The sequence below is a fragment of the Nonomuraea fuscirosea genome (assembly GCF_003001935.1).
Lineage (GTDB): Bacteria > Actinomycetota > Actinomycetes > Streptosporangiales > Streptosporangiaceae > Nonomuraea > Nonomuraea fuscirosea.
This window is the reverse complement of record NZ_PVNG01000005.1, coordinates 411,757-424,047: the sequence shown is the minus strand read 5'-3', so window position 1 is coordinate 424,047 and position 12,291 is coordinate 411,757. Positions and strand designations below refer to the sequence as shown.

Annotated in this window: 13 protein-coding genes; 8 read left to right on the top strand and 5 right to left on the bottom strand. The window is 71.2% G+C overall.

Annotation, left to right across the window (positions count from 1 at the left end):
- The first annotated feature begins 130 nt into the window (after positions 1 to 130).
- The 4 genes from B0I32_RS14750 to B0I32_RS14735 all read left to right on the top strand — a co-directional run bounded on the left by B0I32_RS14750 (position 131) and on the right by B0I32_RS14735 (position 4,511).
- Positions 131 to 1,348, top strand: coding sequence for an acyl-CoA dehydrogenase family protein (locus tag B0I32_RS14750; RefSeq protein WP_106239038.1), 1,218 nt, complete (start codon positions 131 to 133; stop codon positions 1,346 to 1,348).
- Positions 1,345 to 2,325, top strand: coding sequence for a tripartite tricarboxylate transporter substrate binding protein (locus B0I32_RS14745; RefSeq protein WP_106239037.1), 981 nt, complete (start codon positions 1,345 to 1,347; stop codon positions 2,323 to 2,325). Before B0I32_RS14750 ends, B0I32_RS14745 begins: the two co-directional genes overlap by 4 nt.
- 14 nt (positions 2,326 to 2,339) lie before the next feature.
- On the top strand, positions 2,340 to 2,900 hold the full coding sequence (locus B0I32_RS14740; RefSeq protein WP_181307385.1) for a tripartite tricarboxylate transporter TctB family protein: 561 nt from the start codon (positions 2,340 to 2,342) through the stop codon (positions 2,898 to 2,900).
- Positions 2,901 to 2,990: 90 nt separating this feature from the next.
- On the top strand, positions 2,991 to 4,511 hold the full coding sequence (locus B0I32_RS14735) for a tripartite tricarboxylate transporter permease (protein ID WP_219911794.1): 1,521 nt from the start codon (positions 2,991 to 2,993) through the stop codon (positions 4,509 to 4,511).
- Positions 4,512 to 4,569: 58 nt separating this feature from the next.
- Here B0I32_RS14735 and B0I32_RS14730 read toward each other — a convergent pair whose 3' ends face one another.
- Positions 4,570 to 5,307, bottom strand: coding sequence for a helix-turn-helix domain-containing protein (locus B0I32_RS14730; RefSeq protein ID WP_106239032.1), 738 nt, complete (start codon positions 5,305 to 5,307; stop codon positions 4,570 to 4,572).
- Positions 5,304 to 6,293 (bottom strand): CPBP family intramembrane glutamic endopeptidase, encoded by a 990-nt coding sequence (locus B0I32_RS14725; RefSeq protein ID WP_106239030.1) that lies wholly within the window; start codon positions 6,291 to 6,293, stop codon positions 5,304 to 5,306. The genes B0I32_RS14730 and B0I32_RS14725 overlap by 4 nt, the downstream gene beginning before the upstream one ends.
- 73 nt (positions 6,294 to 6,366) lie before the next feature.
- Here B0I32_RS14725 and B0I32_RS14720 point away from each other — a divergent pair, with 73 nt between their 5' ends.
- Entirely contained in the window at positions 6,367 to 7,350 is a 984-nt protein-coding gene (locus tag B0I32_RS14720) for an amidohydrolase family protein (protein ID WP_219911793.1), read from the top strand.
- Between the two features lie 182 nt (positions 7,351 to 7,532).
- On the opposite strand, the gene B0I32_RS14715 is transcribed toward B0I32_RS14720, so the two are convergent.
- The 3 genes from B0I32_RS14715 to B0I32_RS14705 form a co-directional block, all read right to left on the bottom strand.
- A complete protein-coding gene (locus tag B0I32_RS14715; RefSeq protein ID WP_106239028.1) occupies positions 7,533 to 8,306 on the bottom strand; it encodes an SDR family NAD(P)-dependent oxidoreductase in 774 nt (257 codons plus the stop codon).
- Between the two features lie 61 nt (positions 8,307 to 8,367).
- The gene (locus tag B0I32_RS14710) at positions 8,368 to 8,946 is read right to left on the bottom strand and encodes a TetR/AcrR family transcriptional regulator (RefSeq protein ID WP_106239025.1); all 579 of its coding nucleotides are present in this window, start codon (positions 8,944 to 8,946) and stop codon (positions 8,368 to 8,370) included.
- A gap of 103 nt (positions 8,947 to 9,049) precedes the next feature.
- Entirely contained in the window at positions 9,050 to 9,472 is a 423-nt protein-coding gene (locus B0I32_RS14705) for a MarR family winged helix-turn-helix transcriptional regulator (RefSeq protein ID WP_106239023.1), read from the bottom strand.
- 94 nt (positions 9,473 to 9,566) lie between these two features.
- Between B0I32_RS14705 and B0I32_RS14700 the strand changes: the two genes are divergently transcribed.
- The 3 genes from B0I32_RS14700 (at position 9,567) to B0I32_RS14690 (ending at position 12,285) form a co-directional block, all read left to right on the top strand.
- Entirely contained in the window at positions 9,567 to 10,397 is an 831-nt protein-coding gene (locus B0I32_RS14700; protein WP_106239021.1) for an alpha/beta fold hydrolase, read from the top strand.
- 29 nt (positions 10,398 to 10,426) lie between these two features.
- A complete protein-coding gene (locus tag B0I32_RS14695; RefSeq protein WP_219911792.1) occupies positions 10,427 to 10,711 on the top strand; it encodes an MBL fold metallo-hydrolase in 285 nt (94 codons plus the stop codon).
- 212 nt (positions 10,712 to 10,923) lie between these two features.
- The gene (locus tag B0I32_RS14690; RefSeq protein WP_181307383.1) at positions 10,924 to 12,285 is read left to right on the top strand and encodes a sensor histidine kinase; all 1,362 of its coding nucleotides are present in this window, start codon (positions 10,924 to 10,926) and stop codon (positions 12,283 to 12,285) included.
- Positions 12,286 to 12,291 lie beyond the last annotated feature (6 nt).

The window sequence follows — 12,291 nt, the reverse complement described above, 5'->3', positions numbered from 1 at the left end:
GGAGCGTCAAAGAGCAAAACCCATGACCGACTCATTGCGTAACGCAATGAGTCGGGGTGAGTTCACGTCTTTGACGTACTTCACACCCGCACGGTGAACTGTGTGCCATTCGCGGAAGTGGACCGGTGACATGGACTTCAGGCTGAGCGAGGAGCAGGTGGCGATGGGTGGCGCCGTACGGCGGCGACTCGATCGTCACCTGGACCTGGCGCGCGTGGCGCAGTACGCCGACGCGCCCTCGGCCGGGCTCGACGCCGAACTGCGACGCGCGGCCGCGGAGCTCGACTGGCTCGGGGTGACGGCCGCGCCGCCGGACGGCGGGCTCGGGCTCGGACTGCTCGATCTCGCCGTGGTCGCCGAGGCGCTGGGGGCCGGCCTCGCGCCGGCCGGCGTCGGTACGGCCATGGCCGCCTGCGACGTCCTCGCCACCTCGATCGACCCGGAGCAGCGGCGCCGCTGGCTCGCGCCGATGGTCGCGGGCGAACTCGTCGGCGCGACCGCCCTGCGCGCTCCCGGCGGCTCGTGGGACCGCGCTGGCATCGCCGTCACCGCCACCGGCGACGGCCTGCTCGACTCCGGGACCGGCATCGCCACCGGCGACGGTCCGCTCAACGGCGGCGCCGGCATCGCCACCGGCGAGTTCCTGCTCGACGGCGACGCCGGGATCTCCGGCCAGGCCGAGGACGCCGACCTGCTGCTGGTCGCCGCCACGACGGCGACCGGCCCCGCCGTCTTCGTCGTGCCTGCCGGGCATCCCGGGGTGTCGATCCGCCCGGTCGAGACCGTCGACCGGACCGTACGCGCGGCCCGGGTGAGCCTGACCGGCGTGCCCGCCGAGCCGCTGAGCTGGGCACACGCCGACGGCTTCGAGCACGTCGTACGGCGGCTGACCGTGCTGGTGAGCGCGGACCTCGTCGGCGCCGCGGGCACGGCGCTGCGGATCACGCTCGATCACCTTCGTGCGCGCCGGCAGTTCGGCCGCGCGATCGGCAGCTTCCAGGCGATCCAGCACGAACTGGCCGAGCTGTACGTGGCGTGGACGACGATCACCCAGGCGTTGTGGTATACCGCCCACGCCCACGACACCGGGCGCGACGACGCGGTGCTGATGACGTCGGTGGTCAAGAGCCGCGCCGCCGACCTGGCCCGCCGGATGTCCGCCGCGATGGTGCAGTTCCACGGCGCGATGGGCTTCACCTGGGAGCACAGCGCGCACCTGTTCTTCAAACGGCTGCATCGAGACGCCTACGACTTCGGCGACGACGGCTGGCATGACCCGATCATCGCCACGGCCGCCATCGGGCCGGGAACCCATCCTCCCCAGTCCCTCCCAGGAGGTCCCCCATGAGTGTTCTTCCGGCCGGCGGACGCGGCCGTGCCGCGCTGCCCGCGCTCCTCGCGGCCGTCGCCCTCGTCCTCGCGGCGTGCGGCGCGCCCGCGTCCCAGGCCGGCTATCCGACCAGGAACGTCCAGCTCATCGTGCCCTATCCGGCCGGCAGCGCCATCGACGCGACGTCCCGCGCGCTGGTCGAGATCGTCAACGCCGAGGGCAAGCTGGGCCGGCGCGTCCAGGTCGTGAACAGGGAGGGCGGCGCGGGCGCGGTCGGCACCACGGCGACGCTCAGCGCCAAACCGGACGGGCACACGATCGGCCTCGTGCCGGACGGGCCGCTGACACTGCTTCCGCGGACCGAGAAGGTCTCCTACGACCCGGCTTCGATCTCGGTGATCAGCGAGGTCACCACGTCGCCGGTGCTGTTCGTGGTGCCCGGCGACTCGCCGTACAAGAGCGTCGCCGACCTGGTCACGGCCGCCAAGGCGCGGCCGGGGACCATCACGATCGCCGAGGGGCCGCTCAACTACGCCATCCCGGCCCAGAAATTCGAGCAGCTGACGGGTACGCGGTTCAAGCACGTCAAGTTCGACGGCGACCAGGCCACCGTCACTGCCCTGATCGGCGACAACGTCGAGGTGGGCGTCATGCAACTGGCCGGCGGGATGGCGCAGCTGAAGGCCGGCAAGCTGCGCGCGCTGGCGATCGCCTCCGCCGAGCCCATCGAGCTCGCCCCCGAGATCAAGACCTTCAAGCAGCAGGACGTCGCTCTGGAGTGGGAGGCGTACAACGTGGTGATCGCGCCGAAGGGCCTGCCCGCCGACGTCCAGCGGAAGCTGAACGAGGTCTTCGGCTCGGCCGTCAAGAGCCCGAAGTTCGCCGAGGCGGCGCGGAAGCTGGGACTGGTCGTCAGCGGGGCCGACGGTGAGGCGGCCAAGGCCAAGCTGGCCGAGAAGACCGCCGAGGCGGCGAACCTGATCGCGGCGAAATGAGAAGATCGGGTCTTGTGCGAGGAAGCGTCGAGCCGGAGGTGATCGTCGCCGGATCGCTGCTGGTGCTGGGCCTGCTGTACGGCGTGCTCGCCCTCGGCGAGGGCTTGGGAACGATGGCGGACAGCGGGGCAGGCTTCTTCCCCTTGATCGTCGCGCTGGTCCTGACCGTCACCAGCGTCGTCGTCCTGCTGCAGAGCCGCCGGGGGACACCGGGCGACGTCACCGCACCGGAAGCCGGCCTCGGGGCGGCGTCCGAGGGCGGTGATGTCGCTACGGAGGATCGCGGCGTCGGCGCGGAGGTCGCCGCTGGGGATGGGGATGGGGGCGAGGGTGAGGTGCGCTGGTGGCGGATCGCCGGCGTGCTGGCCGCCGCCCTGCTGGTGCCGGCGGTGGGCGACACCGTGGGGATGGTCGTGACGCTGTCGATCGCCCTGGTCCTGATGGCCAAGATCATGGGGATCTCCCGGTGGAGCAGAGCCGTGATCTTCGGCCTCGCCTTCGGCGCCGCCACCTGGTTGATCTTCGTCCGCTGGCTGGCCGTCCCCCTGCCGAGCGGCACGCTCGGCCTCTTCTGACCTGGCCTGCTGTGACCCGGACCGCTCTGACTCGGCCTGCTCTGACTCGGCCTGCTTCGACCGGGACTGCTTTGAACGGAAGGACCCCCCGTGGGTGACGCGATCGACAACCTCGGCGCGGGCTTCGCCACCTTCGCCGACCCGGCCTTCATCATCCTCGCGCTGGTCGGCGTGGTGCTCGGCACGGTGGTCGGCGTGCTGCCCGGCATCGGGCCGATCGGCGCGATGTCGGTCCTGCTCGGGATGACCACACAGCTCGGCCCGACGGGATCGCTGATCCTGTTCGCCGGCATCTACTTCGGCTCCACGTACGGGGGCTCGACGACCTCGATCCTCCTGAACGTACCCGGTGAGGCCTCGTCGGTGGTCACGGCCCTCGACGGCCACGAAATGACGAAACGGGGCAGAGCAGGACCCGCACTGACCATCGCGGCGCTCTCCTCGTTCCTGGCGGGCACCATCGCCATCTTCGGCCTCATGATGTCGGCGCCGTGGCTGAGCGGGCTGGCGGTCAAGCTCGGCCCGCCCGAGTACCTGGCGCTGTGCGTGGCGGGGCTCCTGCTGCTGGCGGCGCTCGCCGAGGGCTCCGCCGCGAAGGCGATCGTGATGATCTGCGCCGGCCTGGCGATCGGCACGGTCGGGATCGACCCGGCCGGGGGCCAGTTGCGCTTCACCATGGGATCCGACGCCCTGGCCGAGGGATTCAGCTTCATCGCCCTGGTCATGGGGGTCTTCGGCGTGGCCGAGGCGCTCACGATGGTCGGCCGGCGCTGGCGTCCCGAGCCGGTCAAAGCCCCACGGCTCAAGGAGCTCCTGCCGAGCGGGGAGGAGTCCCGGCGGGCGGCTCCGGCGGCGGTGCGCGGCTCGGTGATCGGCTTCCTGCTGGGGCTGGTGCCGGGCCCCGCCGCCGTACTGTCGACGTTCGCCTCCTACGTCACCGAGCGGAAGATCTCCAAGGACCCCGGCAGGTTCGGCAAGGGCGCCGTCGAGGGGGTGGCCGGCCCGGAGGCGGCCAACAACGCGGCGGCGGGCGCGGCGTTCGTCCCGCTGCTGGCGCTCGGGATCCCGTTCGCGCCGACCATGGCACTCGTGCTCGCCGCGCTGCTGCTCAACGGCATCGTGCCCGGGCCGACGTTCGTCGAGGACCAGCCCGAGCTGTTCTGGACCGTGATCGCCGCGATGTACATCGCCAACCTGATGCTGCTGGTGCTCAACCTGCCGCTGGTGGGACTCTTCACCCGCCTGCTGGCCATCCCGCCGCAGGCGCTGATGCCGTTCGTGATCGGCCTGTGCGTCGTGGGCGTGTACGCCGAGAACAACTCGATGTTCGACGTCGTGGTCATGCTGGTCGCGGGCCTGCTCGGCTTCGTCCTGCGCCGGGCCGGCTACAGCATGGCCCCCTTCGTACTGGCGGTCGTCCTGCAGCCCACGCTCGAAACCTCGCTGCGCCAGACCCTGGCCTTCTCCGACGGCAACCCCGGCTACGTCCTCGGCCGGCCCGTCACGATGGTGATCCTGGGTCTCGTCGTCCTGGCCACGGCCCTGTCGGTACGGCGAGCACTCCGCGCACGAAGAGTCCGCCAGAACACAGACCAAGAGGTGACGGTTTGACCGATCCTCAGCCGGGAGGCCGCGGCGGCACGACGGCTGATCACCGGGCCGGCGAACATCAAGTGCCGGTGCCGGAGTCGCCGGCTTCGCGGAGCTGGTGTGCTCGGCGGAGGACGTCGATCTGGGCGGGGTTGTAGAGCGCCCTGAGGGCGTGGCCGGCGGCGCGGCGCGCCGCCTCGGCCTGGCCCGGTGTGGTGGCGCGCGGCTTCAGCGTCACGCCGGGCTCGGCGGTGGCCGGGGTGATGAAAGGGGCGAGCCGTTCGGCGAGGGACTGCCGGGTGGCGTCGTCGGCGTCTTCGGGCAGGTCGCGGAACGCCTCGTCGAGGTCGTCGTTCGGATGTGACTCAAGGGTCCGGCGCAGTGCCTCCATCGACTCGTCCGAGAAGAGCTGGGCGTAGATCGTCAGCAGGGCGCGGTCGTTGCCGCGCAGGTCCTGGACGACGGCGCTGAAGCTGGTGGGCACCTCCGGCGACGCGCCCGGCCGAGCCAGGGCGGCCAGCTCCCGCCGGATGCTCTCCAGCCGCAGGACCGTCGCCTCCAGCTCGGCGTCTACGGTCCGCAGGACCGCGGCCAGCTCGTCGCCGCTCGTGCCCATCCCGGCCACCTGCGCGAGCGGCACACCGAGCCCGGTCAGGCGCTTGATCTGCAGGAGGCGGGTCAGGTGGTGCACCTCGTAACGCTTGTAGCCGTTGGACGCGCGATCGGGCTCGTCGAGCAGCCCGATCTGGTGGTAGTAGCGCACCGTCTTCACCGTGGTGCCCGCCAGGTCGGCGATCTCGCGTGTGCTCCAGGTCATGGGTCCTGCCTCGTGGTCCGGTGCTCGTTCCAGGCTGCCATCCGGGTACGTCGCTCGCGTGCCCAGACGAGGGCGACCATGGCGACGTTGACGGCGGCGAGGATCAGCAGGGCCGCGTCACCGGTGTCGGTGGACCGGTCGATGACGTACGACCCGCCGTCCGCCATCAGCGTGTTGACGCTCGAGAACAGGACGTTGTTGGCGATGTGGAACGCGGCCGGCGCCTCGATGCCGCGGCTGATGATCGCCATCAGTCCCGTGGCGACGCCGATGAGAGTGTAGTAGCCGAACAGCCAGGGGTCGCCGGAGCCGTGGACGACCGCGAAGGCCAGGCTGGAGACCACCAGACCGACGGCGAGGGCCGGGCGCACCGCGCACACCCAGGACGCGGCGGCGGGCAGCACGGCACCGCGGAACATCAGCTCCTCGCCGACGGACTGGAGCGGGGTGGTCAGCACGGTGACCACCAGCATGAGGATCGTCGTCCCGGAAACACCGAACGCGACCCAGCCAGGGGACTCGGGTGCGACCAGCGCCACCACTCCGATGCCGGCGCTCACCAGCAGGGCCGCGCCGAGCAGGTACCGCGCCAGGCGCCGGCCGTCGAACGCCCGCGGCGAGCTGATCAGGCCGCGCCACGGCACCTTCGCCAGCCGCGCCGGCAGCAGGATCGCCACCACGCCCGCGATGCCCACACTCAGGTTGACGGCCAGGAGCTTCAGCGGGGTGAACGTGGCCGACATCGGGTCGCCGCTGCCCTCGATGACGCCCACGACCTGGAAGAACAGGACCTGCAGCAGCACCATCACGACCGGCGGCACGACGAGCACGACCAGCGGCCCCCACCAGCTCATCCGGATGTGAGCCCCGAACGGCCGGGATTCGTCCACACCCGCCCCGCGCCGTCCGGGCACCGGGCCTGCGGCCTGGGGCGGGGAGCTCGGGCGCGTGGCCGGGCTCTGGTGGTCGGGTCCTGGCGCGGGCATCGGGGTCCTCCTGGGTCGAGACGTTCGTTCCACGCACCAGCGAACACCGTGCCCTGGGGGCACACTCAAGCCCGTGTCGTCCGGCTCCTCGACGCCTTCGGCGACCTCGTCATGGCGATCCGGCAACACCGGCGGGATCGACGGCGGCGTCGTCACCACGATCGCGAAGGGCAAGGTCAGAGGGCCGCGCGTGCTGTCGTGCGGACCTGTGCAGTGCCAGATCGGCGGGCACGGCTACGACGGAGCCGCGTGGGAACCCACCGAGCTGTGGAGTGGTCATCACCTTCCGGGTCTGTCCGCCCTGTCCATGATGTCGGGCAACGCGGACGAACTGCGCGGTAACGTACGCGAGGCGTTCCGTCGCGGGGCCTCCTTCCTGAAGCTCTGTGTGACCGGCGGAGTGGTCGGCGCTCACGACCGCCTGACCGACACCCGGTTCACCGTGGACGAGATCGCCGTCGCCGTGCAGGAAGCCGCGGCTCGGGGCACGTATGTGACGGTTCACGCCCACAACAACCAGGGCATCCGGAACGCGGTCGAGGCCGGGGCGCGCTGTGTCGAGCACGGCACCGACCTCGACGAGGCCACGGCCACTCTGATGGCCACGCACGATGTCGCCCTGGTGCCCACGTTCGCCGTCGTCGAGAAGCTGCTGCACGACCCCTGCGGAAGACGGCCCCGGCGAGTCGGCCCGCGACCGGGTGATGGGTGTCGGGGAACGGATGACCGAGGCGCTCGCCGTCGCCAAGGAGGCCGGAGTGCGGATCGGGCTGGGTTCCGATCTCATCGGCCCGGCCCAGGACCGCCGGGTGAGGAGCTCAAACCGCGCGCGGAGCTGGAGACGCCGATGGAAGCCCTCGTGGCGGCCACGAAGATCAACGCCGAGATCCTCGGCCTGTCGGACCAGGTGGGGGTCATCGCTCCCGGCATGCGGGCGGACTTCGTGTGCCTCACCTCACGCGGCGGAGCCGTCACCAGCGCGATCCTGGACGAAACCCACGTAACCGGCCTGCAAGCTTCGTTCCTCAGCTACCTCAGGTCCTGCCGTGCCCGCTGAGCGCGACTCCACGGGCGGTGACACTCGCGGACGGGAGCAGGATCCCCTTGTTCGAGGCCGAGGTGACGAGGCCCGCGCATCGACCTTTCCGCGTTCTCCCGCAAGCGTCCTCGTGGCACCGAGAACCCGGGCACCGTCCTGGGCTGATGCGCCTTGACCGCGAGTGACGGGACCGGGAGGGTTCAGTGCGGCCAGGGGGCGGTGCCGCCGTCCACGCCGAGCGTCATGCCGGTGACGTAGCCGGCGCGGTCGCTGAGGAGCCAGGCGGCCGCCTCGGCGATCTCGTCCGGCCGGCCGGGGCGACCCAGAGCGGCGAGGGAGCTGAGGTGCTCGACGATGCCCGGGTCGCGCTGCTGCCAGGCGACCATCATCTCGGTCATCGTGGCGCCGGGTGCGATGGCGTTGACGCGGACACCGTCGCGGCCGTACTCGGCCGCGGCGGCCCGGCTCATGGCGATGACCGCGGCCTTCGTCGCTCCGTACACGCTCTGCCCGGCAGCGCCGAACGTGCCGCCGATGCTGCTGACGTTGACGATCGAGCCACCGCCGGCGCCCTCCGCGGTCATCGCCCGCAGTTCGGCGCGCATCGCCAGCCACACGCCCTTGAAGTTGACCTCGGCGACGGAGTCGAAGGTCTCGTCGGTGACTTCGGCGAGGCGGCCGCCGCCCTGGGTGCGGCCGGCGTTGTTCAGGGCGCCGTCGAGGCGGCCCCACCTCTCGACCGCTGCCGCGACGGCTCGTCGCAGATCGTCGGCGCTGGTGGTGTCGGCCGGAACGGCGAGCACGTCGCCTCCGTTCCCGGCGATGCTCTCCGCGACGCGATCGAGTTCGGCCTGGCGGCGGGCGGTGAGAACGACGTTCGCGCCTTCGCGGGCGAACAGGTGCGCGGCGGACGCGCCGATACCGGACGAGGCGCCGGTGATGAGGATGGTCTTGCCGGTGAGCAGGTCGGTCATCGGTGTGGCTCCCTGAGAAGTGGATGCCTTCTCACCCCGGGCCGGGCCGAGAAGGGGCCGGTCACGGCCTGTCGTCAGCCACGATGAGCGCGTGGATGAGCGCGTCACGGACGACGGCGGACGTCATGTCATCGCGGTCGCCGGGGTTCGTGGCGACGGCGTGGGCCACGCCGCGCAGGGCCGCGCGGAGCGCGTTCGTCGCCAGCGCCGCGGTGATTCCGGGACGGAGGGCGCCGGCTCGCTCAAGCTCGTCGAAACCGGCGCGCAGCAGCGCACCGCTCCGTCCCAACTGGCTCGGCGGCGGGCCCGACGCCGGGTACATCGCGGGGTAGAGACCCGGGTAGGCGCGCGCGAAGGCGACGTGCGCGTCCCATCCCGCGGCGACCCGGGCGCGCGGATCCCCGTCATCCGGTGCGGCAGCGGCGTCCTTGCGGTGGAAATACTCCTCGAACGCCACATCGACCACGGCGCTGATCAGTCCCGCGCGGTCGCCGAAGTGGTGGTACAGCGAGGGGGCCTGCACGCCCGCGGCGGTGCAGACCGCCCGCGTCGTGACGGCGTCGACACCGTCATTCCTGGCTATCTCGAACGCCGCGGCGAGCATGCGCTCGCGAGCGACGGCGGCTGGGTTATGTAGCATCGCTATAACTATAGCGCCGCTACAGACCTGCGCGTGCTATGCCCGGACGCGCCATCGCGAGGGGGGTGGAGGTCGGGCGCGCCATCGCGGGGCAGGGCGGAGTTCAGGAGGCCGGGTCGGGGCCGAGCGCGAGGTCGAGCAGGTCGCCGAGCTGGTCGAGTTGCTCTTCCGTGAGGTTCTGGAACGAGGCGTTCAGGACTCCGTCGGCGAGCTCCTGACCGGCCACGAGCAATCGTTCGCCCTCTTCCGTGAGCCGGTGCCGCACCGCTCGGCCCGGTCCGGGTATCCGCTCGATCAGGCCGCGCTGCGCCATCCGGGTCGCGAGCGACCCGAAGGACTGGTCGGTCTGGAACGTCAGCACCGCGAGGTCGTGCAGTGAGGCGTCCGGGTTGCGGCGCAGGTGGCGCAGCGTGTCCCACTGCACCAGGGAGAGGCCCAGCGGGGCCAGCGCCCGGCTGAACGCCCGGTGGTGGCGGTGCTGCAGACGTTTGACGGCGAGGCCGACGTCGGATTGGCGGTGTCGCATACCTGTCAGCTTATCTCACCAAGTCAGCTTCCTTATATAAGCAAGATGATATAAGGTTCTTTATGTAAGCAACCTGATTCGCCTGGGAGCGACCATGCCCTCAACCCCCGCGGCCGGCAGTCTCCGGCCCGTCCGTACCGACGTCCACATCCTCGAGACCAGCGCGGGAGCGGTCGAGCTCACCGTGCGCGACCACGACCGCGCCCGGCCGTTCCTGCTGCTGCACGGCGGCGGTGGCGTGGCCTCGATGGCCGGTTTCGCCGGCCTGCTCGCCGAACGCACCCACTCGCGTGTCCTGCTGCCCACGCACCCCGGCTTCGGCGGCACGCCGAAACCCGCCGGGCTCACCGGTGTCGCCGCCCTGGCCCAGGCGTACGTCGCGCTGCTCGACCGGCTCGACCTCACCGACGTCACCGTGATCGGCAACTCCTTCGGCGGCTGGCTCGCGGCCGAGATCGCGCTGCTGAACAGCCCCCGGGTCAGCGGCGTGGTGGCCGTCGACGCGATCGGCATCGAGGTCGAGGGTCATCCCCAGGCCGACATCAGAGGATTGTCCCTGCCCGAGATCCAGCGGCTCTCGTTCCACGACCCGCGCAAGGCGCCGCAGCCGCCGCCCGCCGCCACTCAGGACCCGCGCACGCAGCCGCCGGCCCCCGGCCCGAGTCCCGACGTGCAGGCCCTGGTCGGCTACGCCGGTCCGGCCATGGCCGACCCCAGCCTCGCCGAGCGGCTCGCGAAGGTCGCGATCCCGGTGCACGTCGTGTGGGGCGAGAGCGACCGCATCGTCACCCCGGGCTACGGCAAGGCGTTCGCCGCCGCGATCCCGATGTCGACCTTCACCCTGCTCCCTCGCACGGGACACCTTCCCCAGGTCGAGTCACCCGAGGAACTGCTCGGCGCGCTGCTCGACCTCGGAAACCGCTGAAGCCCGTACGACATCAAGGAGAGCCCCACATGACCACCACCCTGAGCGCGACCCGGATCGGGCACGCCTGCCAGCTGAGCGAGTTCGGCGACACGCGTGTACTCACCGACCCGTGGTTCACCCAGCAGGCGACCTACTATCCGGGCGAGCCGATCGCCGCGTCCGTCGAGACCCTCGGCCGGATCGACGCCGTCGTCATCAGCCACGAGCACTACGACCACTGCGACCTCGACGCGCTCATGGCGGGCGGCTTCGACCTCGGCACTGGTGGTCCCGTGAACGGGCCGGCGGTCACCCCCGGGGGACGGAAGTAGCCGTAGCGGCCGGGTGATCTACCCGTATCGCAGGCACGACAAATCGTCATTTATCTGGCTTTGCCGGGCTTGATCCAGCATTGGGGGAATCTGGACTGTTGATCTCTAGAAACCCCAGGTCGCCTCGCTACGTTGGTTACAGGGGATGACACATGCTGAGGCGACAATCCGAATGGTCGGTGCGAACCCGGCTCACCATACTGGCGACACTGATGATGACCCTGCTGTGCGTGGGCTTCGGCGCGCTGATCCTGACGAGCGTGCACACCGAGCGCACGACCGAACGCAACCGCCGCAGCCACGACGCGAACATGCGCGCCATCGCCCTGCTCGCCCGTGGCGAACTGGCCTCCGTACACGCTGAGCCGGGAGTCGCGGCCCTCCAGATGATCGACCCGGTGGGCCGCGTCGTGGCGGCGAGCCCGAACATGCGGGAACGGCCGCCGATGGCCACCTTCGTCCCGCTGGAAGGACGCATGGGACGGACGGAGACCCTGTGCGACATGCCCGTCTTCTCCCCCGACTGCATGCTCGTCTCCGCCACGCTCGCCCCCCGACAGGACGGCAACTGGATCGGGTACGCGGCCGCCCCGGCCCACCCCTGGTACGTCAGCGGCCGGCTCCTGGGCGGTGTGCTGGTCGGGTCCGTGCTGCTGATCGGGTTCACCGCGGCCGGCGCGTACCGCATCGTCGGCCGGGCGCTCAGACCGGTCGACGCCATCCGGGCCCAGCTGTCCAAGATCACCTCGACCGATCTCGGGCACCGCGTCCCCGTACCCGGGCCGCGCGACGAGATCCACGACCTGGCCCGCGCCGTGAACGAGACCCTGGACCTGCTCGAAGCGGCTCTGCAGCGGGAACGCCGGTTCACCTCCGACGCCTCACACGACCTGCGCAGCCCCATCACCGCCATGCAGGCCCAGATGGAAGAAGCGCTGCTGCACCCCGACGAGGCCGACTGGCCCGTCACCTTCGCCACCACGCTGGACAGCCTGCAGCGACTGCAGGCCATCGCGGCGGATCTGCTGACACTCTCCCGCCTGGACGCCCGCTGCGCCGGCGCCCGCAAGCCGGTGGACGTGAGTGAGCTGGTCGCCCGCGAACTCGACCGCCGCCTTCAGCCGCTGACCATCACCCGCGACCTCGCGCCGGCCGTCGTGCTCGGCGACCGCATCGGGCTCGTCCGCCTGCTCACCAACCTGCTGGACAACGCCGAACGCCACGCCGTCTCCACCGTCGCCGTCTCGGTACGCGCCGAGGACGGGCAGGCCGTGCTGGCGGTGAGTGACGACGGCCCCGGCATCCCCGCTGAGGAGCGCGAGCGGGTGTTCCAGCGCTTCGTCCGCCGCGACGACGCCCGCGCCAAGGACCCCAGCGGCACCGGGCTCGGTCTGCCGATCGCCCGCCAGATCGCCGAACAGCACGGCGGAACCCTCACCGCCGAAGCCGCCGAAGCCGCCGAAGCCGCCGAAGCCGCCGAAGCCGCCGAAGCCGCCGAAGCCGCCGAAGACACGGAACGGGGTGCCTGTTTCGTCGCCCGCATCCCGCTGTGCCACATTCCCGCCGCTCCATGACCGAGC

What these genes read in the sequence shown, in the direction of transcription:
- B0I32_RS14725 (WP_106239030.1), bottom strand. Translation starts at nt 6,293, where the DNA reads ATGCCCGCGCCAGGACCCGACCACCAGAGCCCGGCCACGCGCCCGAGC.
- B0I32_RS14710 (WP_106239025.1), bottom strand. Translation starts at nt 8,946, where the DNA reads ATGCTACATAACCCAGCCGCCGTCGCTCGCGAGCGCATGCTCGCCGCG.
- B0I32_RS14695 (WP_219911792.1), top strand. Translation starts at nt 10,427, where the DNA reads ATGACCACCACCCTGAGCGCGACCCGGATCGGGCACGCCTGCCAGCTG.
- B0I32_RS14690 (WP_181307383.1), top strand. Translation starts at nt 10,924, where the DNA reads ATGATGACCCTGCTGTGCGTGGGCTTCGGCGCGCTGATCCTGACGAGC.
- B0I32_RS14745 (WP_106239037.1), top strand. Translation starts at nt 1,345, where the DNA reads ATGAGTGTTCTTCCGGCCGGCGGACGCGGCCGTGCCGCGCTGCCCGCG.
- B0I32_RS14750 (WP_106239038.1), top strand. Translation starts at nt 131, where the DNA reads ATGGACTTCAGGCTGAGCGAGGAGCAGGTGGCGATGGGTGGCGCCGTA.
- B0I32_RS14730 (WP_106239032.1), bottom strand. Translation starts at nt 5,307, where the DNA reads ATGACCTGGAGCACACGCGAGATCGCCGACCTGGCGGGCACCACGGTG.
- B0I32_RS14700 (WP_106239021.1), top strand. Translation starts at nt 9,567, where the DNA reads ATGCCCTCAACCCCCGCGGCCGGCAGTCTCCGGCCCGTCCGTACCGAC.
- B0I32_RS14715 (WP_106239028.1), bottom strand. Translation starts at nt 8,306, where the DNA reads ATGACCGACCTGCTCACCGGCAAGACCATCCTCATCACCGGCGCCTCG.
- B0I32_RS14705 (WP_106239023.1), bottom strand. Translation starts at nt 9,472, where the DNA reads ATGCGACACCGCCAATCCGACGTCGGCCTCGCCGTCAAACGTCTGCAG.